A 20,842-nucleotide genomic window follows, 5' to 3' on the forward strand; every position below is an offset into this window, starting at 1 on the left:
CTACCTGTCCTACCTGGAGTCCGGGACCTTCTGAGGGCCCTTGACTCCCGGAGGCTGGCAAGTATCTTGCCCCCCTTCCGAGGGGGGTACCTACTCCCCCTAGCTGGAGGACAGTCACATCGCTCGCGACCAAAGAACGAACCGCCGTATTCGCGCTCGCGAGGTCCGCGTTGTAGGACCCGCGGGAGAGCAACTCGGTGTCCTGTCGATCGAAGCCGCCCTGGAGCGCGCTCAGTCCGAGGGGATGGACCTCGTCGAGGTCAACCCCATGGCCAAGCCGCCGGTCTGCAAGATCATGGACTACGGCAAGTTCAAGTACGAGGAGAAGAAGCGAGCCTCGGAAGCAAAGAAGAAGCAGGTCGTCGTCCACCTCAAGGAAGTCAAGCTCCGCCCGAAGACGGAGGAGCATGACTACGAGTTCAAGGTCCGCAACGTGCGCCGCTTCCTCGAGGAGGGGAACAAGGCCAAGGTCACGATCATGTTCCGTGGCCGGGAGATCACGCACAAGGAGCTGGGCTCGGCCATCCTCGACGACGTCATCAAGGACCTGAAGGACGTGGCGGTGGTGGAGCAGATGCCGCGCATGGAAGGGCGGCAGATGTTCATGATCATCGCGCCCAACCCGAAGGTGGCGCAGCGGGCGCGCGAGTTGGCCCGGCAGCAGGCGGCGGCGGCGGAGAAGGCCGAGGCGGCGGGCAAGCCCGCGGCGGGCGGCTCGGTGGGTGGCAAGAAGCCTGGCGACGCTCCGGGAGAAGGCATCCCGGCAGTGGAGGCATCGGTGGCCCAGGCGGTCCCCGTGGCTCCGGCGGCTCAGTCCGGCGGCGCGAAATAGATGAACCCGGTGGAGGGTCTCTCGAGGCCCGCCACCCCCAGACGGACGTCGAGCGAGAAGGAAGGAACGGCATCATGCCCAAGTTGAAGACCCGGAGCAGCGCGAAGAAGCGCTTCCACGTGAAGAAGTCCGGCCAGGTGAAGTTCGCCAAGGCCTATGGCAAGCACCTGTTCACCCACGCCAAGAGCCAGAAGCTCAAGCGCGAGCACCGGGGCACGGGTCACCTCCGGGACATGGACGCCAAGAAGGTGCGTCTGGAGCTGTTCCCGTACGGGGCCAACTAGTCGAGAGCGCAGTGGCAGTCGCAGTGGCAGCAAGAGGGCCCTGACGGTGTGCGAGAGCACCGGGGGTTTTCAAACACCTCGAAGGTAGGAGTGAGTCATGCGCGTCAAAAAAGGATTCAAGGCCCGTCGTCGTCGTAATCGCATTCTGAAGCTGGCCAAGGGCTACCGGGGCCGCCGCAAGAATTGCTACAAGCGGGCCAACCAGGCCGTGGAGCGCGCGCTGGATTACGCCAGCCGTGATCGCGCGCAGCGCAAGCGCAACTTCCGCTCGCTGTGGATCGTCCGCATCAACGCGGCCGCTCGCCTCACGGGCCTGTCGTACTCGCGGCTGATCTCCGGTCTGGCCAAGAACAAGATCGCCCTGGATCGCAAGGTCCTCGCCGATCTGGCCGTGGCGGATCCCGCCGGTTTTGCCGCCGTCGCCAACATCGCGAAGGCGGCCTGAAGAAGCGGCAGTGGCGGCGGCTCGGGGTGTTCCCGGGCCGTCCTCCGCTCCTGGAAGTGAACCGGGCTGCCCCTGTGGGCGGCCTTTTTTTTTGCCCCGGCATGAGTCCGGGGAGGAAGGCGAAGTCCGATGCGAGACCGCTTGCAGTCGCTCGCGGATGCGGCACGGCGCGAGATCTCCGTCGCCTCGGAACCCACCGCGGTGGAGGCTCTTCGGATCCGCTACCTCGGCAAGAAGGGCGAGTTGTCCGGTGTACTCGGCGGCATGGGCAAGTTGCCCCCCGACGAGCGCCGCGCCCTGGGCGAGGTGGCCAACCAGGTCAAGGCCGAGATCGAGCAGTTGCTCACCGAGGCCATCCAGCGCGTGGAGGAGGCGGCGCTCGAGAGCGAGCTGCGCGGCCCCAGGCTGGACGTGACGCTGCCCGGGCGGAGCGTCGCCCCCGGCAGCCGCCACCCGGTGTCCCGGACGATGGAGGACATCGTCCGCACCTTCCAGCGGCTCGGCTTCGAGGTGGCCCATGGGCCGGAGATCGAGCTGGACTACTTCAACTTCGAGGCACTCAACCTCCCGAAGGATCATCCCGCGCGCGACATGCAGGACACCTTCTACGTGGACGAGGCCTCGCTCGGCCATGCGAAGAAGGCGGACAGCCCGGTGCTCTTGCGCACGCACACCTCGCCGGTGCAGGTGCGCTTCATGCTCAACCGCAAGCCGCCCATCCGCGCCATCATGCCGGGCCGCGTCTACCGGCGCGACTCGGACATCACCCACACGCCCATGTTCCACCAGGTGGAGGGGCTGCTCGTGGACAAGGACGTGAGCTTCGCCGAGCTCAAGGGCACCCTGGACGCCTTCGTGAAGGCCTTCTTCGGCTCGGACACGCGCACGCGCTTCCGGCCCTCCTTCTTCCCCTTCACCGAGCCCTCGGCCGAGGTGGACATCTCCTGCACCTCGTGCGGCGGCAAGGGCTGCCGGGTGTGCAAGCAGACCGGCTGGCTGGAGGTGCTCGGCAGCGGCATGGTGCACCCCAACGTCTTCAAGTACAGCGGCTACGACGCCACCGAGGTGACGGGCTACGCGTTCGGCATGGGCGTGGAGCGCATCGCCATGTTGCGCTACCGCATCGATGACCTGCGGATGATGTTCGAGAACGACGCGCGCTTCCTGGAGCAGTTCTGATGAAGATCTCGGTCAAGTGGCTCAAGGACTATGTGGCGCTGCCCGCGGCGGTGGAGGAGCTGGCGCGCAAGCTGACGGCGGTGGGCCTGGAGATCGAGGGCCTGGATCGCCCCGGCGAGGCCCTGCGTGGCGTCGTGGTGGCGCAGATCCAGGAGTCCGTCCAGCACCCCAACGCGGACAAGCTGTCCGTCACGAAGGTGGACCTGGGCGGCCCGGAGAAGCTCCAGGTGGTGTGCGGTGCCAAGAACTTCAAGGTCGGGGACAAGGTGCCCCTGGCCACCCTCGGCACGAAGCTGCCCAACGGCGTGGAGATCAAGCAGGCCCCGCTGCGCGGCGTGGACAGCTTCGGCATGCTCTGCTCGGCCAAGGAGCTGGGTCTGTCCGAGGAGTCCTCCGGCCTGCTCATCCTCCCGCCGGAGCTCAAGCCCGGCACCCCCATCGCCGAGGCGCTCGGGGTGGATGACGTGGTGCTGGAGGTGAACGTCACCCCCAACCGGCCCGATGCCCTGTCCCACCTGGGCGTGGCGCGCGAGGTGGCCGTGGCCACGGGCGCGCCCCTGAAGCTTCCCGAACCCCGGCTCGCGGAGTCCGGCGAGCCCGCCTTGAGCAAGGTCAAGGTGCGCGTGGAGGATCCGGTGCGCTGCCCGCGCTACACGGCCCGCGTCATCGAGAACGTGAAGATCGGCCCCTCGCCCCAGTGGCTCCAGGACCGGCTCAAGGCGTGTGGCGTGCGCCCCATCAGCAACGTGGTGGACGTGACGAACTTCGTCCTCCTGGAGTACGGCCAGCCCCTGCATGCCTTCGACCTGGACAAGGTGGCGGGCCAGGAGATCATCGTCCGCACCGCCCGGTCCGGCGAGAAGATGACCACGCTGGATGGCAAGCAACGCGCGCTGGACGCGGAGGATCTGCTCATCTGTGACCGCGACCGGGCCCAGGCCCTGGCCGGGGTGATGGGCGGCGCGGACAGCGAGGTGAGCGCGAGCACCACCCGCGTGGTGCTGGAGTCCGCCCACTTCCAGCCCTCGAGCATCCGCCGTTCCTCCAAGCGCCATGGCCTGCACACCGAGGCCTCGCACCGCTTCGAGCGTGGGGCGGACCTGGACGCCGTCCTGCCCGCGGTGGACCGAGCCGCGGCGCTCATCGCCGAGCTGTCTGGCGGCACGGTGGCGCCGGGCCGCGTGGACGTGTACCCCCAGTCCCAGCCGCTGCGCCGGGTGTCCCTGCGCTATGGCCGGGTGGAGAAGGTGCTCGGTGTGGCCATCGCCGAGGCGGACTGCCGGCGCATCCTCGGCACCCTGGGCTTCCGGGCCGTGGAGGAGGGGAGCGGTCAGACGACCTTCGAGGTGCCCCGCGCCCGCGTGGACGTGGAGCGGGAGGAGGATCTCCTCGAGGAGCTCGCCCGCGTCCACGGCTACGACAACATCCCCGCGAAGCTGCCGCGCGGTCTCGCCGAGCTGGCCCCCGAGCCGCCCGCCGCCGAGGCCGAGCGCCGCGCCCGTCAGGCACTCGCCGGAGCCGGGTTGAGCGAGGTGGTGAACTACTCCTTCGTGATGCCACGCGTGCTGGAAGCCCTCGGGGGCAAGGAGCAGCCGGTGGCGCTGCTCAACCCGCTGAGCGTCGAGCAGTCGGTGATGCGCACGAGCCTGCTGCCCGGCCTGCTGGAGAACCTCTCACGCAGCGTGCGGCACCAGGTGGACACCGTGTTCGTGTACGAGATGGGCCGGGCCTACCTGCGAGACCCAGCGGGCGGCCAGGGCCAGCAGCCCGCAGCGCGCGAGGTGCCTCGGCTGGCGGGCCTGTGCTGGGGCCTGCGCGGTGGCCGCACCTGGACCCAGAAGGACGCGAAGGCGGACTTCTACGACGCCAAGGGCGCGGTGGAGGGCGTGCTGCACGCGCTCCATGTGGACGGCGTGCGCTTCGTCCCCGCGGAGGCCCCGTCCTTCCATCCGCGCGCCTGCGCCCGGGTGGAGCTGGCCGACGGCACGGTGCTCGGTCATGTGGGCGAGCTGCACCCGCGCGTGACCAAGGCCCTGGAGCTGCCCCGGGACATCTTCGCCTTCGAGCTGGACACGACGCCGCTCTACGCCGCCGCCCGGCTCGTGCCCTCGTGGGGCGGCCTGCCTCGCTTCCCGGCCGTGCTTCGGGACCTGGCGGTGGTGGTGCCCCTGGAGCTGCCCAACGACGAGGTCCGCCGGGTCATCCTCGAGGTCGGCGGATCTCTGGTGGAGGACGCGCTCGTCTTCGACGTCTACACGGGCAAGCCCATCCCCGAGGGACGCAAGAACCTGGCGTACGCCATCCGCTACCGCTCGCCGGAGCGCACCCTCACCGACGCGGAGGTGGGCACCGCCCACCAGCGCATCATCGCCGAGGTCAACCAGCGCCTGGGCGGAGCCCTGCGCGCCTGAGAACGCGAAAAACCTGAGTGAAACCGGTGGGTTGACAGTTGTTGGGGAAGACTGTCACAGTCCGCCGGGTTCACTCCGGAAGAGGGACGCGAAGGCACGCGCATGACCAAGGCGGACATCATCGAGGGCGTCTACGAGAAGGTCGGCTTCTCCAAGAAGGAGTCGGCGGAGATCGTGGAACTCGTCTTCGACACCTTCAAGGAAACGCTCGAGCGGGGGGACAAGATCAAGATCTCGGGCTTCGGCAACTTCCAGGTGCGCCAGAAGAAGGCGCGCGTGGGCCGCAACCCGCAGACGGGCAAGGAGATCGAGATCTCGGCGCGCCGGGTGCTGACCTTCCGGCCGAGCGCGGTGCTCAAGGCGGCACTCAACGGCGAGCAGATTCCGGAGAACCACTCCGAGCTGGACGCCGCCGAGGAGGCCGCCGCCGACGCCGCCGAGGCCGCCGGGTTGGATCCGGAGGACATGGACGAGGAGTTCGAGGGGTTGGAGCCCGTGAAGGTCTCGCGGGCGGAATGAAGGCGAAAGCCGGGTGATTTTTTCGAGGGCTGCCCGATCTCTTTCTTGACCTGAGGATGGGGTAGGGGCATAAGGCAGCCCATCTCGCCGACGCCGAAAGGCACCGCGCGGGAGACAGCACAACGGGGCGTAGCGCAGCCTGGTAGCGCACTTGCTTGGGGTGCAAGTGGTCGCAGGTTCAAATCCTGTCGCCCCGACCATTGAAGGCCCTGGAGTCTGACCTCATCGTAGGCTCCAGGGTCTTCATCTTCCCCTTCGGGGGAGCAGTCGTTGTGGGGAGTTAGTTCAGTTGGTTAGAACGCCGGCCTGTCACGCCGGAGGCCACGGGTTCAAGTCCCGTACTCCTCGCCAGAATGAAGGGCCCGGAAACGAAAGTTTCCGGGCCCTTTGTTTTTTCTCTTCCCCCGTTCCTCCGCGCTTCGTTCTCGGACCTTGGCAATGCCGCGTGAGTTCCATGGCGCCTGCGCGAGCCAGCCGGAGGCGGAGTTCGTGGCCGGGGTCTTCGCGAGCCTCGACACCGGCGCGCCGGCCCGGAAGCATCAGCAGGGCAGCCCGTTCTGGTTCGGCTCGTACCGCCTGGCTTCCCGGAGCGGGGTGGCCCACCAATCAGCGCGGTGCGGCGGACCTCGCCAATGACAGCTTTGTCGTCACCCTTGTGGGTCCCCAATGGCGCGCACGAGTGGAAGACGAGCTTGTGTAGTCATCGTTCACATCAGTGACGACGGTATCAAGGGCGGACTCGAAGTCGAGCAAGTGCGGCTTTGCGCGCGACACTGCTCAACCCAACGACAAAGCCATATGAGAAAGAGCGGGGACGTATCTAATCGACATGAAGTGTGAATCACTTCACAGCGGCTCCGAATGGGATGTGGCATGGGGGTACAGACTCAGGAGCCAGCTCGCCTCGCATGTACCGACCCGGCAACACCTCCTGAAAACCAGAGATGTCAGACGAGTCATCACGACGTGGACCTCCCATGGCCCACGGCCACGCTCGTGCCCCTGTTGGTTCTCTCCTCATGCCGATGAATTTGAGATTTCGACATGAGGTGTGAAGCGATTCACAGCGACTCCGAATGAGCTGTGGCATTGAGGAACAGACTCAGAAGCCGGACCGCACGGCAAGGTGCCTGCGTATGAAGACCGGTGCCGAGTTGTGTCTTTCAATCCAAACCAGGAGTGTATTTCATGTCGAAGAAGTTTCTTGTCTCCGTGGGATTCTTGGTGAGTGCCTGTCAGGAAGCACCGCTCGCGCACGAGCCCCAGGAGAACACCCGCCTCAGCCAGGCGTTGACGTCCCAGGGGACGACCGTCCAGGGAACGTTCTATGATTTCGAGGTGATGGGCATGACTGGCAGTGGTCAGGTCCATGCGGCATCCCTTTATCCGGTCTTCACGGGTGTGCCCTCCATCAATGATCAGGGGCGTGTCGCGTTCGTGGCGGCGAAGATCAATGACGGGGACAGCATCTTCCTCGACAATGGCTCCACGCCCCTGAACACGACGGGTTCCGTGTACACCGATTTCGGGTACTACCCCCGGATCAACGCCGCGGGGCACGTGCTCTCGAGCGAGAGCAATCTCGGGGGGATGGGCGTTCGCCTCTGGACCGGGCAGGATACCGCGACGACGATTACCTACAGCGATGGGTCGTCGGGCTTCTATGGCTTCGAACCGTTCGTCGCCCTGAACGACTCGGACCAGACGGCCTTCAGTGGGGAATACCTTCAGGACGCCGCCTCTATCGTGGCCACCCGGAATGCCGCCACCGCGAATGCTCCCATCTACCGGCGGAACACGCTCTCGCGGGCGGATGCCATTGCCATGGATAACACGGGCAATGTCGTCTACGTCCACGAGACGGATAATGGGCCAGCCCTGGTGCTCTCATCCAACAACTTGTCCTCCACCACGGTCATCGCCGACACCGCTTGTTTCTGGAACATCGGCCACTACGCGGGCATCAGCCCCGATGGTCGCATCATCGTCTTCTACGGCGAGAGCAATGGCGCCTGCGCGATCCAGCCGGCGGCGGAGTCCGCGGTGGGTGTCTTCGCGAGCCTCGACATCGGCGGGTCGACCCGGAAGCTCGTGCGGCTGTCGGGCGTGAAGGTGGAAGACCTCACGTCGACCCAGGGCAACCAGGACGGGACGTGTGACGCCGGCGAGACCTGCCGGAGCGGCGAGCTGGGGTTCGACCCGCAGGGCAATCCCTTCACCTTCGCTTCGTTCAACACGAACTCGCGGATTGGCGTGGCCCACCAGCAGCTCGGCGCTTCGGGCCTGGCCGAGGACAGCTTTGTCGTCAGCATCGTGGGCAAGCCCAATGCCGCGCACCACCAGGGGCGCTTCAGCGCCCAGCCGGGCATCTGGACCGTTCGCGCCGATGTGTCCCTCACCGGCTCGGCGTTCAAGCTGAACCTGGCCACCCCGATTCCGGTCATCCAGATCGGCGACTCCATCGGCAGCGAGGTGGTTGCCCAGCTCGGTCCCTCGCCGTCGCACGAGTACATTGATCCGGATATCGCCAACGCCCGGGTGGCGTACTCCGGAACCCCCCGGCAGCAGGCCGGGGGAGACCACCGGGTCGCCTTCTACGCGAAGACGACCACCGGCCAGGAGCTCGTCGTTCGTGGCGAGCACCTCGAGTAGGCCCGCCCTCCTCGTCAGGTGAAGGGCTCGGAATCCAGAGGGAAACCTCGACGATTCCGGGCCCTTCGTCTCACGTCCTGCGATTCGAATTCCTTGACACCTTGGCCGACACCTTCGCCAGGATCGCCGCCAGGTCCTTGGGCGTGTAGGGCTTCAGCAGCACCACGGCGTTCGACAGGCCCGATTCCGCCAACCCCGCATCGTCGCCGCTGGCGAAGATCACCTTCAGGTGGGGCCAGCGGGCGACGGCCTCGCGCGCCAGCTCCGCGCCCGAGCGCCCCGGCAGCCCCACGTCGGTCAGGAGTACGTCCGCCTGGCTGGTGGACAGCGCGGTGAGCGCGCTCTCGGCGTCCTGGGCCTCCACCACCATGTGGCCCTGGTCCACCAGGTGCTCGGCCGTGTTCGAACGGATGAGCTCGTCGTCCTCGACCAGCACGACCGTGAGGCGACGTGGCACGTCCTCCGCCACCGGGCTCGGAGCGGATGCCTCTTCCCGCTGCTGCTTGACCAGCCGATGCTGCGCCTCGTTGCCCAGCACGTGCCGCACCTTCCGGGCCAGGGCCTCGCGCGTGTAGGGCTTGGAGAGCAGCTCCACCCCCGGATCCAGCCGTCCGTGGTGGACGATGGCGTTCTCGGTGTAGCCCGAGGTGAACAGCACCCCGAGGTGCGGGAGGCGCTTCTTGGCCTTGCGGGCGAGCTCCGGGCTCCGCAGCGGGCCGGGCATCACCACGTCCGTGAACAGGAGATCGATCGGGATTCCGCTCTCGATGACGTTCAGGGCACTGGCCGCATCGCGGGCCTTGAGCACCCGGTAGCCGAGCTCGGAGAGCAGGCCGACCGCGGTCTCCCGCACGTCGTCGTCGTCCTCGACCACCAGGATGGTCTCGGTCCCGCCGCGCACCGGCGCCTTGCTGATGTCGGTGAGGACGTCCTCGCTCTGGGCGACGCGCGGCAGGTACAGCTTGATGGTCGTGCCCTCGCCGACCTCGCTGTAGAGCTTGATATGGCCGCCGGACTGCTTGACCAGTCCGTGCACCATCGAGAGCCCCAGCCCGGTCCCTTTCCCTTCCGGCTTGGTGCTGAAGAAGGGCTCGAACACGCGCTCCAGGAGGTCCGGTGGGATCCCGGCGCCGGTGTCGGTGACGGCGATCATCACGTATTGCCCGGGCTTCACCTCCTCGTGCTGGAGCGCGTACTCGTCGTCCAGCAGGGCGTTGCCCGCCTCGATCGTCAGTCGGCCGCCGTCGTGCATGGCGTCCCGGGCGTTGATCGCCAGGTTGAGGATGGCGTTCTCGATCTGGTTCGGGTCGACCAGGGTGTTCCACAGCCCGCCCGACACCACGGTCTCGATCTCGATGTCCTCGCCCAGCGCCCGCCGCAGCAGATCGTCCATGTTCTTCAGCAGGCGGCCCAGGTTCACCACCTTGGGCTCCAGCGGCTGACGACGGCCGAAGGCCAGGAGCTGCGAGGCCAGCTTCGAGCCTCGCGCCACCCCGGCCAGGGCGTTCTGCACGCGGGTCTCGGCCCGGGCGTTGCCGGCGATGTCCTTGACCAGCAGCTGCAGGTTTCCGCTGATCACCTGCAGGAGGTTGTTGAAGTCGTGGGCGACGCCCCCCGTGAGCTTGCCGAGGGCCTCGATCTTCTGGGCCTGGCGGAGCGCCGCCTCCATCTTCTGCCGTTCGGCCGTCTCCCGCCGCAGGCGCTCGAGCGCGTCCGCCAGCTCGTCCGTGCGCGCCGCGACCCGCTGCTCGAGCGTCTCGTTCAGGTTCTGCAGTTGCTCTTCGGCTCGCTTCTGGTGCGTGGCGTCGTAGCCATCGACGAAGATGCCGGACACCTTGCCGTCCGGCTCCATGATCGGCTGATAGACGAGGTGGACGAAACGCTCCTCCATCGCACCGCCGCGCGCGCGCTGGATCATCACCGGCATGTTGCGGCCCACGAAGGCCTCGCCCTTGGTGTAGACCCCGTCCAGCAGCTCGAAGAAGCCCTGGCCCTCGATCTCCGGCAGGGCCTCGCGCACCGGAAGGCCGATCAGGTCTCGGTGGCCGACCAGCTGCAGGTAGGCGTCGTTGACCAGCTCGAACACGTGGTCCGGGCCGGACAGGATGCACATGAAGCTGGGAGCCTGCTGGAACAGCGTGCGGAAGCGGTCACGCTCCTGGGTGCGCAGCTCGACCTCGGAGGTCAGCCGCTCATTGGCCTGGCGCAGGACGTCGGCCGCCTTCTGGCGCATCTCCACGGCCTCCGCCAGCGCCGCGGCCCTCTGGTGCGCGGCTTCGTGCGCCTCGGCGCTGGCCAGGCTGGACGACACCTGCCCCGCCAGGAGCTTCAGGAACGGCACGTAGCTCTCGTCCACCGGGCGGTAGGGGTTCAGTCCGACGATCATCGCTCCTCGCGGACGCTCCCCGCCCTGGCCGATCAGCGCAACCACCGCGGCGGTGGTCGGTGGCCTGTCCCAGGCGCCCGTCGGCAGGGCCTCACGGTCGCGGAGGTCCACCGTCACGTTGGCCTCGCCGGCCCAGATGGCGCTCAGGTCCCAGATGTCGCCGCTCGCGGCCAGGGTCGCGGGCGCGCGGCCGTGGCCGGGCGCAATCCCGGTCGCGCAGGCCAGATGCCCCTGGCCCTCCTCGTCGAACAGGTAGGTCAGGCTGAAGGGCAGATCGTGCAGATTGCCGCCGAGCCCCTCCCGGACGGCGTTGATCACCTCGGCCCGGCTCGAGGCGGGAGCGAGCCGGGAGGCCAGCTCGCGGAGCGACGCCAGGCGCCGCTCGCTGATCACCCGGTCCGTCTCTTCCGAGACGGCGCAGAACACCCCTTCCACCTTGCCGCTGTCGCCGATCAACGGGCTATAGGAGAAGGTGTGGTAGGTCTCCTCGGGATAGCCGTTGCGGCGCAGGAGCAGCAGCAGAGCCCGGTCCCAGGTCGCCTCTCCCCGCTCGTAGACGGTCTGCAGGCGATCCTTGATGTCGTCCCAGACCTCGGCCCACAGGATTCGGGTCGGCACCCCGAGCGACTTCGGGTGCTTGACCCCCAGTGTGGGCCGGTAGGCGTCGTTGTAGAAGAAGTTGATGTCGGGGCCCCAGCCCAGCCACATCTCGAACCGCGAGGTGAGCAGCAGCCGAAGGGCCACCTTCAGCGCGTTCGGCCAGTTCTCCGGCGCGCCCAGGGAAGAGGAGGCCCAGTCGTGGGCCCGCATCAGCCTGGCCATCTCGCCGTCGCCGACGAAGATGTCACCGTGGGGTTCCTGCTGCTGCTCCTTCGACGTCAAGGGATGCGATCTCAACATGGAAGGAGACCACTAGCCGCGGAAACGGGTTCCCACCACCCCGAAATGCAGGTTGAACAAGGGCATTCCGCCGCTTGGTCGGCTGCTGAAAAAGAGACGGGCCTCCTGCCGCTCCCCCCAACATTCGCGGTTCGCTCCCAATGCCCTACCCATCTACCGGAGCGTGATACAAACTCGCCATGCTCGACTTGACGACCTCGATGTTGTTCCTGGCCGCGACGCTCGCGCTCAACGTGACGCCCGGCCCCGACATGCTCTACGTGGTGGCCCGTAGCGTGAGCGAGGGCCGCAAGGCGGGCATCGTCTCGGCGCTGGGCATCGCGGTTGGATGCCTCGTGCACACCTTCGCCATCGCCGCGGGGCTCTCGGGACTGCTCATGGCCGTGCCGCTCGCGTTCGAGGTGGTGAAGCTCACGGGCGCCGCCTATCTGCTCTACATCGGCGTGCGCGCGCTCCTCAGCCGCGACACCGGGCTGGCCGCGCCCACCGTCGAGAACGCCCGCCTGTGGGCCATCTTCCGCCAGGGCGTCGTCACCAACGTGCTCAACCCCAAGGTGGCCCTGTTCTTCCTCGCCTTCCTCCCTCAATTCGTGGACCCGAAGCGCGGCCCCGTGGCGGCGCAACTCGTCCTGCTCGGGTTCCTCTTCAATGCCTCGGGCACGCTGGTGAACACGGTGGTGGCGCTCGTGTCGAGCGGGGCCGGGCGATGGACGAAGCACCGCGTGGGCTCGTCCACCCTCTTCAAGCGCGCCACGGGGCTGGTGTTCGTGGGGCTCGGGCTGCGGCTCGCCCTGCTCGAGCGGAAGTAGCCCCCCTCGCGCTTCCGTCAGGCGATGACGCTCAGTGGCCAGCCATGCTCGGCGGATGGCACCACTCCGGATCCTTCCTGCAGGCCTTGGCGAACGCATCGAGCGCCTTCGCTCGCTGCGTCAATGCCCTGGTCGTGGTGAATCGCGCCCTGATCTCCTCTGGCGTGGTCGCCAGACCGTTCTTGACCACGTACACGATGTTCCCAACGTTCGCCACGTTCTCGAGAGGATTGCCGCGGATGGCGATCAAATCGGCGAGCTTGCCGGGCTCGATGCTTCCCAACTCGTGGCCAACGCGTGCGTTGAGTGCACCGTTGATGGTCACGGTCTTCAGCACCTCGAAAGCGCCCAGCGTCGTGGCTTCCTCCCGCAGGATCGTGTGCAGTCCGCTGCCAGCGGGCGCCAACGGGAAATCAGTACCCATCGTGACCAGACCTCCGCCGCGGACAACCGGATCGTTCTGCGAGGAGCCCGTGGTGGCAACCATATTGAACAGTCCATGGGTGCGAAGCTCGCGGACGTCCTGGTAACGAGTGGAGATCGACCAGGAATAGCCCAGCCGCTCAGTCGCGGACAGGTGCGACGTGCCCAGCAGTCCGGTCTGGATTCCCGGAGAGAGGAAGTGCGAAAAGCTCGGCAGGCCGAGTTCGTGGGCCGTACGTGCGACGATCTCCATCACTGGAATGGGAGCCCGCACGTACGCCTTGAGCAGATCGACGTCGAAGGGCTTCATCCTGCCCATTTCGAGCTCGGCGACCTGCTCGTTGCGCACGGCTCTGGCGGACGGGTAGAAGACTCGCGAGCCATCGTAGAGCGGCGGTGCGATGAACGCGCGAGGGCCCACCAGGACTCCAGCATCCAGCGCCTCGCGGACCTCGACGCTCTGATACAGATCTCCGCCCATGGAAAGCGTCGACGTCACCCCCCAGGCGAGCATCTCGGCCCAGGCGAGTCCGTAGGCCTGATTGTTGAAGACGTCGAGAGGATGGACGTGTGAATCCCAGAGGCCCGGCATGACGGTCAAGCCGGACGCATCGATGTACTTGTTCGCGGTGTCCGCGGCTCTCGTTCCGTGCGGCTCGATCGCGACGATGCGATTCTTGTCGATGATGATGTCCTTGTTGTACTGGAGGGTTGCGGTCACGCCGTCCCAGAGACTGCCCGCGTGGATGATGGTGATGCCGGCGGGCGTGGCCTGCCTGTACCGCATGTCGAGAGCGATATCGTGCGTGGCCCTGCTCGAGAGGTTGATCGTGCGCAGGTGACCGCTCGCCATGAAGAGGAGCGTATTGGAATCCGGTCCCCAGGAAGGCATGTCCGCTGCGTATGGGGTCAACTGCGCGGCGGGACCGTTCGGCGAGCCATCGGGATTGACCGGCATGACATACAGCAACGAATCCATGATGAACGCCATCTTGCGTCCATCGGGCGACCACACGGGGCCTGCTTCATTTCGCTCGGAAATGCTCGCGGGCGTTGGCCCGACCGCATGAAACACCGCTGTCTTGTTGTTGATGTCGATGATCCTGAGCTTGTTGTACCCCTCCCTGAATCGGTTGTTCACCCGCTCGGCGTCACAGACAGCGAGTAGCCGCTCATCGGGTGACCACGAAGGGCGGCTGACACCCGTTCCGAGCGAAGGATTCACGATGACGGTGCTCGTGCGTGCCGCGAGATCATGGATCTCCACCCGGCCACCTCCGGTCCAATAGGCGAGCTGCCGGCCGCTGGGCGAAAGCGAGGGATACGCCATCGAGATGCCGGTGAGGATGGCAAGCCGGCTGCGCTTGCGAGAGGACAGCTCCACTTTGTCGACGGCGAGAACGCCGCCACTTTCCCTGTCCGTGGAGAAGTAGACGAAGCTGCCGTCGGGCGACCATCCAGGACTGGCTTTGTAGTCCCTCGTGTCGGTCAGCCGGACCGGCTGGCCGTCGCCGTTGATGCTCAGCACCCAGATGTCGTTGAGCGCGACGAAGGCGACCTTCTCCCCGTTCGGAGACAGGATCGGAGCTGAAATGCCCTTCACGGTACGCCAGTCAAGATCGTCGAGGCGATGCTGCGCCTTCGGTGTGAAAACAGGCCGGCGCAGCGCGACATGGGCGCTGAAGGGAACATCGCTGACACTCTCACCCGTGGTTGTACGGATCCTGATCTTGCCGTCGCCGGTGTACAAGAAGCGGCCGTCCGGCAGAAAGCGCGCGGGGAACGGAAACAGATCCTCGCTGGCGGCATTCACGGGCATTCCGTTCACGCTCCAATAGCCGCCACCCTGCGAGATCACGTCGCCTCCATCGGGTGTCCACGCGGGCGCGCTGCCGGCCCCGCGAGAGGTGCGTGCACCCGTGACGAGGTCCACCAGGACGACGCCGCCATTCTCGACGAGCAGCAGCTTCGTGCCATCGGGGCTCAGCGCGGGATGGCTTTCGGCTCCCGCTCCCGTGGTCAGCTGCTGATACTGGCCGTCGGCAATGCCGATGCTCCAGATCTTGTATTGCATGTCGCCGCCGCGGTCAGAAGAAAAGACGAGGCGCGAGCCGTCGGCGCTCCAACTCGGCTCGCGATCATCGAACGGACCGCTCGTGACGCGAGTGGCATTTGATCCATCGGGAGCGATCGTCCAGATGTGATAATTGCCTTCGGTGTCGTAGTTCTGGAACGCGATGCGCGAGCCGTCAGGTGACCATACCGGGTGCGTGACTTCCATGCTCCAGGTGGAAATTCGTCTTGCCTCGCCTCCCGAGAATGGCACCACGTAGAGTGCTCCCTGCAGCGCCAGCGCGATCCGCGTCGCGTCTGGAGACGGCGCTGCCGCCATGTTGGTACCTTCCGTGAGGGTGAGCGTGAACTCTCTCACGGGATCGAGCAGACCATTGATCCTGCCCGCCGCTGGCGAGCCCGTCAACGATGGAGCGGCCAGCGTCGCTCCCGTGCCGCCCTGGTCCAGGCCCTTGGCGCCCGTAAGAAGGAAGAATGCCGAAATGGCCAACACACTTCGAGAAATGAAAAACATACTTCGATGGGAATGCAGAGGAGGCATGGTGATGTCCTGTTCTACTTCGCGCGCTACGGGGCGCACGTCTGAAGTCTGAATAGGGTCAGCGCGGTCCGAGCACCACGATTCAAACACGTCAGGCGGAGGTCGGAGCCAGGGGAGACCGCGTGCCGCGCCGGAGGGCCTGGGCGCGCTTGGCGATCAGCCGCACCACCACCGCGGTGAACAGCAGCGCCGAAGGCACGGCGTACCAGTAGTTCATCGGCACGCGCTTGAAGTACGAAGAGGTGAACACCGCCGCGATCACCCACATGCCGGTGACGTGCAGCCGCCGCCAGGCGGTCGGGCCCATGCGCCGGGCAAGACCGCGATGTGAGGTCACCGCCAGCAGCAGGATGGACACGTAGCCGAGTGTGCCGGGCAGGTTGGTCAGGGTGGAGCGGCCGGGCCAGAACTCGGGATTGAGCTGGCCGAAGGCGTAGATCGCGATCGCGTGCAGCAGGTGCGAGAACGCGAACGACAGGCCGACGATGCGTCGCTCGCGCAGCAACGCCTGGGTGAACGGGCCGGGCAGCAGCGCGGCGAACGAGGATGCGGTGAACGCGGCCAGGAACAGAACGAAGGAGGTACGGGCGGTGACGCGGATCGCGCGGCGGCTGCCTTCCACGGCGTCGGGGCCGAGCAGGTAGGCGGCGCCCGCGGCGCCCATCAGCAGCGCGGCCAGCATCAGGAACAATTTCCAGCCGCCGAAGCGGTGGGGTGAGGGGAGCGGGTTCATGGTGAGGACTCCATTCGGTCGGGGTGGAAGGGGTCGGCGTCGGCGGGAGCACTGGCCGTCACGAGGATGCGCGCGGACCACAGCTCGGCGAGCAGCACCTGCCCGTGCGCCAGCATGTCGGCCGCGGCCGTGCCGCTCTCGTGTGCCAGCGCGGAGAGATGCGCCCGCGCGCTGTCGGATCCGGTGGCGATGGCCTGCAACAGGCGATAGGCGAACGGAGAGAGGCGGTCGGTGCGCAGCACATGGTCCGCATCGCGCCGCAGCAACAGCAGGGTGGGCGCGGCCGGCGGTGCGTCGGTGTCGGGCGGCAGTGCCGACTCCACATGCACCGGCCAGTGATAGCCGCGCACGTGGGCCAGCGGCGACAGTGCCAGCGGCACGTCCAGAGCCGGCTCGGCCATGGGGGCGGGTGCGGCGGTGGCCTCGGCGAACAGCAGCGCATGCCGGCTCCATTCGTAGTCGGCCAGTTCCGCCGCCCACGGCGGTAGCGCCGTGTCGGACTCGGCCAGCCATGCGGCGAACTCGCCAGCGACCCGCGGGAACAGCGGCGTATCGCAGCGGTGCCGGCGGTAGAAGTCCTCGATGGCGCGACGCCACCCGGCCTCGCCCAACATCATGTACAGGCGCGGGAAGCTGCCGGTGAGCAGCGACTCGACGCCGTTCACGCACAGCGTGCGGTACAGCGCCAGCCGTGCCGGGTCTACGCCCGGCGGTGGCGGTCGCGAGGGATCGCGCACATGTGCCGCCCAGGCCAGTTGCAGCGCGCGCAGCGCGGTGGTCATGGCACGAGCTCCAGCCGTGGCAGGTGCGCGGCCTGCGTGTCGCGGATGCGTGCCACCTCGGCCATCAGCTCGGCGATCGGCGGGAAATTGAAGTCGCGTTCGAGCAGGGTCGGGCGCACACCGAAGCGTGCGTAGGCATGGTCGAGCAGGGTCCACACCAGTCCCTTCACCGTGGCGCCGTGGGTATCGATCTTGAGGCCGTCGGCCTGGTCGATGTGGCCGGCGACGTGGTACGCGGCCACGCGATCGGGCGGCAGCTGGTCGAGGAATCCGAAGGCGTCGTAGCCGTGGTTGCAGGCGTTGACGAAGACGTTGTTCACGTCCAGCAGCAGGTCGCAGTCGGCCTCGGCCAGCACCGCGTTGATGAATTCGCTCTCGCTCATCGCCGGCGTGGGCACCGCGTAGTAGGAGATGTTCTCCACCGCGATGCGCCGGCCCAGCATGTCCTGCACCTGCGAGATGCGCGCGGCGACATGGCGCACGGCTTCCTCGGTGAACGGCAGCGGCAGCAGGTCGTAGAGCTGGCCGTCGGCCGCGCAATAGCTCAGGTGCTCGCTGTAGAGCGTGACCGCGTGACGGTCGATGAATTCGCGCGTGCGCACCAGCAGCCGGCGGTCCAGCGGGTCGGTGCCGCCCAGCGACAGCGACAGGCCATGGCAGGTGATTGGAAAGCGCGTGGACAGTTCGTCCAGCACCTTGCCGAAGGAACCGCCCACGCCGATCCAGTTGTCCGGCGCGCATTCCAGGAAATCGACCGCATCTGGCGTCAGGGCGAGCAGATCGGTGAGCATGCCGCGGCGCAGGCCGAGCCCGGCCGAGGCGGTGTGCAGGGTGGGATTCATCTCGTTACTCCGCTGGGGCGCCGCCGCCCGGAGGCGGCGGCGCGGGGTGTTCTCAGTCGACGATGTGGGCGAAGCGGCCCTTCGGCAGGGTCTTGCCGTTCGCCTCGTAGGTCGCGCGCAGGAAGTCGTGCGCCTCCTTCTCGCTGATGTAGCCGTCGTGGTCGCTGTCGATGCGGTCGAAGTCGGCCGCGCGCTTGGCGGCCACGGCGAGGAACTCCGCGCGCGAGACCTTGCCGTCGTGGTTGCTATCGGTGCGGGCGAAGGAGGCATCGCCGCACTTGCCTTCGCCACACTTGCCTTCGCCACACTTGCCCTCGGCGGCTGGCGCGGCGGTGGTGCCTGTCTTGGCGGTGGTGCCCGTCTTGGCGGTGGTGCCCGTCTTGGCGGTGGTGGGGCTGGCGCCGCATCCGGCTTCGCCACACCCGCCTTCGCCGACGCTGGCCTCGGCCATCGCGCCGAGGGTCAGTGGTTGCATCGCCAGCGCCTGCGTGCTGAGCAGCACGCCGCCGGCCAGGGCGACGCCGATCGCGCCGACGAGGGGTTTGCGATTGCGGGATTCGGAATGGGACATGGTAGGCTTTCCTGCGGGACGTTGCGTTGACATGGACGGCTCCTCGCCATGGCGGCGTTGAATGGGATGGTGGGCATTTCAAGGGCGCGAGGTATCCGCACTGTGTCGGGCGGGCCGGAGTTTTGTCAGCGCCTGTGTCGCGGACGGCGGTCGATACATTTCGATACGAAATGCCCGGCGGTGGGCAACCCGCATGGGGTGAGGCCACGCGACCGCGCACCGGCGTGGCTGGCGCGGGCGTTGTGTGTCGAAACGTAGCCCCACGCCGCGCCGACACATTGTGTGACAAGAAGCCGGCCGCGCGGAAACAGCGGCGATACAGTCGTGGCTTGCAATGAGTGCTCCTTCCACAGGAGTGCTCTCAATGATTCGCAAGACGATGCTGGCCGCGCTGATGGCCATCGCCCTGGTTCCGGCCGCCGCGTGCTCGGGTCCGGTGCCTACCGATCCGGCCGCCCCCACGGTGATCCTGGTCCATGGCGCCTTCGCCGACGGTTCGAGCTGGAACAAGATCATCCCACGCCTGGAGGCCAGGGGGGTGCCCGCCTTGGCGGTGCAGAACCCGCTGACCTCGCTACAGGACGATGTGGCCGCCACCCGTCGCGCCATCGCCGCCGCGCCGGGCAAGGTGGTGTTGGTCGGCCACTCCTGGGGTGGCACGGTCATCACCGAGGCCGGCAACGACGACAAGGTGGTCGCACTGGTGTACGTGTCCGCGTTCGCGCCCGATGCCGGCGAGAACTCGGCCCAGCAGGGCGAGCCTTTCCCGACGGCGCCGGGGCTGCAGCGCCTGCAGGATCGCGACGGCTTCCTGTGGCTGCCGGCCGAGGCGGTGGCAGAGGACTTCGCGCAGGACCTCGATGCAGCCACCGCGCGCCTGATCTACAGCACCCAGGGCCCGCTGAAGGCCAGCGCGCTGTCCGAGCCGGTCGCGCGGGCGGCGTGGAAGCACAAGCCCAACTGGTACGTGCTCAGCCGCGAGGATCGCATGCTCGCCCCGCAGTTGCAGTCCGCCACCGCGCAGCGCATCGGCGCGCGGCTGCATTCGATCCAGGCCAGCCATGTCTCGATGCTGTCCCATCCAGGCGAGGTCGCCGACGTCATCCTCGAGGCCGCCGGGGTGAAGTCGGCCGATCCGTCGCCGGCCAAGGTGGGTGGCTGAGATGTGGGCCTTCGTCCTGGCCGCGCTGGCTGGCGTGGCCACCATCCTCTCGCCGTGCGTGCTGCCGATGCTGCCCATCGTGCTGGCGCGCGGGGCCGGCGACGACCGCCGCGAACCGCTGCTGATCGTCGTCGGCTTCGTCGCCTCCTTCGCCGCCGGCGGCATCGCCATCGGCGCGCTGGCGGCGTCCTCCGGCCAGTTCGAGGCGGGCGTGCGCGTGGCCGCGCTCGTGGTGCTGCTGCTGGCCGGGCTGGCCTGTGTGTGGCCGGCGCCGTTCGAACGGCTACAGCAGCGCTGGCTGGCCGGCTCGCGTCTGTTCGCCTGGCAACCGCGGGCGGCCGGCGCGGGCGGCGCGCTGCTGGTCGGAGTCTCGCTTGGCATCGCCTGGACGCCATGCGCCGGGCCGGTGCTGGCCTCGGTGCTGGCGCTGGCCGCCAGCGCCCAGGCCACCGCGCGCGCCAGCGTCCTGCTCGGCGTGTACGCGCTCGGCGCGGCCACGCCGCTGCTGGCCCTGATCTACGGCGGTCGCTGGGCCAGTGCTCGGCTGCGCCCGCTGCAACGCCACACCGCCTGGGTGCGGCGCGGCTTCGGCGTCTGCGCCGTGGCCATGGCCCTGCTCCAGTTGTGGCAGCTCGATGCCGCGCTCACCGCTCGACTGCTGCCGTGGCTCCCCTCCATCTCCACCGGATTGTGAACATGCCTACCTTCCTCCGTGCCTTTCTCATCACCGCCATCGCCACCGTGTCCACCGTGCTGGCCTGGTCCTCCTCCCGCGCCGATGAGGCGCGGCCGGCCCCGCTCACCACCGCGCCGGACTTCAGCGGCGGCGGCGAGTGGATCAACAGCCCCCCGCTGAGCATGTCGAAGCTGCGCGGCAAGGTCGTGCTGGTCGAGTTCTGGACCTACTCGTGCATCAACTGCCTGCGCGTGGCGCCTTACGTCTCGCAATGGCACGCGCGCTACGCCGACCAGGGCCTGGTCGTGGTCGGCGTGCACACGCCCGAATACGGCTACGAACGCGTGAGCGCCAACGTGCGCGAGGCGGTGCAGCGCCTGGGCATCCACCATCCGGTGGTGCAGGACAATGGCTACCGGATCTGGAACGCCTACGGCAACCAGTACTGGCCCGCGCTCTACCTGATCGACAGCGAGGGCCGGGTGGTGTACCGCCATTTCGGTGAGGGCGACTACGACCGCACCGAGGCGCGGATCCAGGCCTTGCTGGCCGCGCGCTGACGCTGGCGCGCTATCATGGCGGCGTCCGTAGCGCGGCGCCGCCATTCTTCCCACGGACGACA

17 protein-coding genes and 2 tRNA genes are annotated in these 20,842 nt (G+C 67.5%); 13 read left to right on the top strand and 6 right to left on the bottom strand.

From position 1 onward, the window contains the following. Positions 1-118 precede the first annotated feature (118 nt). From infC to D187_RS42475, 9 genes are all read left to right on the top strand, one after another. Positions 119-832, top strand: a complete 714-nt coding sequence (gene infC / locus D187_RS59020; RefSeq protein ID WP_281171835.1) for a translation initiation factor IF-3 — start codon at positions 119-121, stop codon at positions 830-832. Between the two features lie 74 nt (positions 833-906). Further along, complete coding sequence (rpmI, locus tag D187_RS42435; RefSeq protein ID WP_002620693.1) at positions 907-1,116, top strand: 50S ribosomal protein L35; 210 nt, start codon at positions 907-909, stop codon at positions 1,114-1,116. 97 nt (positions 1,117-1,213) lie between these two features. After that, positions 1,214-1,561 (top strand): 50S ribosomal protein L20, encoded by a 348-nt coding sequence (gene rplT, locus D187_RS42440; RefSeq protein ID WP_002620694.1) that lies wholly within the window; start codon positions 1,214-1,216, stop codon positions 1,559-1,561. Between the two features lie 129 nt (positions 1,562-1,690). Further along, a complete protein-coding gene (pheS, locus tag D187_RS42445) occupies positions 1,691-2,740 on the top strand; it encodes a phenylalanine--tRNA ligase subunit alpha (protein ID WP_002620695.1) in 1,050 nt (349 codons plus the stop codon). Then, positions 2,740-5,151: a phenylalanine--tRNA ligase subunit beta gene (pheT, locus tag D187_RS42450; RefSeq protein ID WP_002620696.1), complete on the top strand. Its 2,412-nt coding sequence runs from the start codon at positions 2,740-2,742 to the stop codon at positions 5,149-5,151. Before pheS ends, pheT begins: the two co-directional genes overlap by 1 nt. 102 nt (positions 5,152-5,253) lie before the next feature. Further along, positions 5,254-5,670, top strand: coding sequence for an integration host factor subunit alpha (locus tag D187_RS42455; protein WP_002620697.1), 417 nt, complete (start codon positions 5,254-5,256; stop codon positions 5,668-5,670). 123 nt (positions 5,671-5,793) lie between these two features. Further along, positions 5,794-5,870: transfer RNA gene (locus D187_RS42460), tRNA-Pro, on the top strand. 74 nt (positions 5,871-5,944) lie between these two features. Then, positions 5,945-6,021 (top strand) — tRNA-Asp (locus tag D187_RS42465). A gap of 837 nt (positions 6,022-6,858) precedes the next feature. After that, positions 6,859-8,322, top strand: coding sequence for a hypothetical protein (locus tag D187_RS42475; protein ID WP_002620699.1), 1,464 nt, complete (start codon positions 6,859-6,861; stop codon positions 8,320-8,322). Positions 8,323-8,392: 70 nt separating this feature from the next. On the opposite strand, the gene D187_RS42480 is transcribed toward D187_RS42475, so the two are convergent. Beyond that, entirely contained in the window at positions 8,393-11,590 is a 3,198-nt protein-coding gene (locus D187_RS42480; RefSeq protein ID WP_002620700.1) for a response regulator, read from the bottom strand. A gap of 197 nt (positions 11,591-11,787) precedes the next feature. On the opposite strand from D187_RS42480, the gene D187_RS42485 reads away from it, so the two are divergent. Beyond that, positions 11,788-12,417: a LysE family translocator gene (locus tag D187_RS42485; protein ID WP_051256783.1), complete on the top strand. Its 630-nt coding sequence runs from the start codon at positions 11,788-11,790 to the stop codon at positions 12,415-12,417. 31 nt (positions 12,418-12,448) lie between these two features. Here D187_RS42485 and D187_RS42490 read toward each other — a convergent pair whose 3' ends face one another. The 5 genes from D187_RS42490 to D187_RS42510 form a co-directional block, all read right to left on the bottom strand. Further along, positions 12,449-15,454, bottom strand: coding sequence for an amidohydrolase family protein (locus tag D187_RS42490; RefSeq protein WP_081714073.1), 3,006 nt, complete (start codon positions 15,452-15,454; stop codon positions 12,449-12,451). A gap of 91 nt (positions 15,455-15,545) precedes the next feature. Next, positions 15,546-16,187 (bottom strand): ferric reductase-like transmembrane domain-containing protein, encoded by a 642-nt coding sequence (locus tag D187_RS42495; protein WP_002620704.1) that lies wholly within the window; start codon positions 16,185-16,187, stop codon positions 15,546-15,548. Then, positions 16,184-16,969 (bottom strand): HvfC family RiPP maturation protein, encoded by a 786-nt coding sequence (locus D187_RS42500; RefSeq protein ID WP_002620705.1) that lies wholly within the window; start codon positions 16,967-16,969, stop codon positions 16,184-16,186. The genes D187_RS42495 and D187_RS42500 overlap by 4 nt, the downstream gene beginning before the upstream one ends. After that, entirely contained in the window at positions 16,966-17,811 is an 846-nt protein-coding gene (locus tag D187_RS42505) for an HvfB family MNIO-type RiPP peptide maturase (RefSeq protein ID WP_002620706.1), read from the bottom strand. Before D187_RS42505 ends, D187_RS42500 begins: the two co-directional genes overlap by 4 nt. 52 nt (positions 17,812-17,863) lie before the next feature. Further along, positions 17,864-18,382 carry an EF-hand domain-containing protein gene (locus D187_RS42510; protein WP_002620707.1) on the bottom strand — a complete coding sequence of 173 codons (519 nt, stop codon included), beginning with the start codon at positions 18,380-18,382 and terminating at the stop codon, positions 17,864-17,866. Positions 18,383-18,746: 364 nt separating this feature from the next. Between D187_RS42510 and D187_RS42515 the strand changes: the two genes are divergently transcribed. The 3 genes from D187_RS42515 to D187_RS42525 are packed head-to-tail and all read left to right on the top strand — an operon-like array spanning position 18,747 to position 20,780. Beyond that, positions 18,747-19,544, top strand: coding sequence for an alpha/beta fold hydrolase (locus tag D187_RS42515; protein WP_002620708.1), 798 nt, complete (start codon positions 18,747-18,749; stop codon positions 19,542-19,544). A gap of 1 nt (position 19,545) precedes the next feature. After that, positions 19,546-20,238, top strand: a complete 693-nt coding sequence (locus tag D187_RS42520; protein WP_002620709.1) for a cytochrome c biogenesis CcdA family protein — start codon at positions 19,546-19,548, stop codon at positions 20,236-20,238. A gap of 2 nt (positions 20,239-20,240) precedes the next feature. Further along, a complete protein-coding gene (locus D187_RS42525) occupies positions 20,241-20,780 on the top strand; it encodes a thioredoxin family protein (RefSeq protein ID WP_043434281.1) in 540 nt (179 codons plus the stop codon). Positions 20,781-20,842 lie beyond the last annotated feature (62 nt).

The sequence above is a fragment of the Cystobacter fuscus DSM 2262 genome (genome assembly GCF_000335475.2).
GTDB lineage: Bacteria > Myxococcota > Myxococcia > Myxococcales > Myxococcaceae > Cystobacter > Cystobacter fuscus.

Excerpts from the sequence above, each read along its gene's own strand:
- rpmI (WP_002620693.1), top strand. The coding sequence starts at position 907 with ATGCCCAAGTTGAAGACCCGGAGCAGCGCGAAGAAGCGCTTCCACGTG.
- rplT (WP_002620694.1), top strand. The coding sequence starts at position 1,214 with ATGCGCGTCAAAAAAGGATTCAAGGCCCGTCGTCGTCGTAATCGCATT.
- pheS (WP_002620695.1), top strand. The coding sequence starts at position 1,691 with ATGCGAGACCGCTTGCAGTCGCTCGCGGATGCGGCACGGCGCGAGATC.
- pheT (WP_002620696.1), top strand. The coding sequence starts at position 2,740 with ATGAAGATCTCGGTCAAGTGGCTCAAGGACTATGTGGCGCTGCCCGCG.
- D187_RS42455 (WP_002620697.1), top strand. The coding sequence starts at position 5,254 with ATGACCAAGGCGGACATCATCGAGGGCGTCTACGAGAAGGTCGGCTTC.
- D187_RS42475 (WP_002620699.1), top strand. The coding sequence starts at position 6,859 with ATGTCGAAGAAGTTTCTTGTCTCCGTGGGATTCTTGGTGAGTGCCTGT.
- D187_RS42485 (WP_051256783.1), top strand. The coding sequence starts at position 11,788 with ATGCTCGACTTGACGACCTCGATGTTGTTCCTGGCCGCGACGCTCGCG.
- D187_RS42490 (WP_081714073.1), bottom strand. The coding sequence starts at position 15,454 with ATGCCTCCTCTGCATTCCCATCGAAGTATGTTTTTCATTTCTCGAAGT.
- D187_RS42495 (WP_002620704.1), bottom strand. The coding sequence starts at position 16,187 with ATGAACCCGCTCCCCTCACCCCACCGCTTCGGCGGCTGGAAATTGTTC.
- D187_RS42500 (WP_002620705.1), bottom strand. The coding sequence starts at position 16,969 with ATGACCACCGCGCTGCGCGCGCTGCAACTGGCCTGGGCGGCACATGTG.
- D187_RS42505 (WP_002620706.1), bottom strand. The coding sequence starts at position 17,811 with ATGAATCCCACCCTGCACACCGCCTCGGCCGGGCTCGGCCTGCGCCGC.
- D187_RS42510 (WP_002620707.1), bottom strand. The coding sequence starts at position 18,382 with ATGTCCCATTCCGAATCCCGCAATCGCAAACCCCTCGTCGGCGCGATC.
- D187_RS42515 (WP_002620708.1), top strand. The coding sequence starts at position 18,747 with ATGATTCGCAAGACGATGCTGGCCGCGCTGATGGCCATCGCCCTGGTT.
- D187_RS42520 (WP_002620709.1), top strand. The coding sequence starts at position 19,546 with ATGTGGGCCTTCGTCCTGGCCGCGCTGGCTGGCGTGGCCACCATCCTC.
- D187_RS42525 (WP_043434281.1), top strand. The coding sequence starts at position 20,241 with ATGCCTACCTTCCTCCGTGCCTTTCTCATCACCGCCATCGCCACCGTG.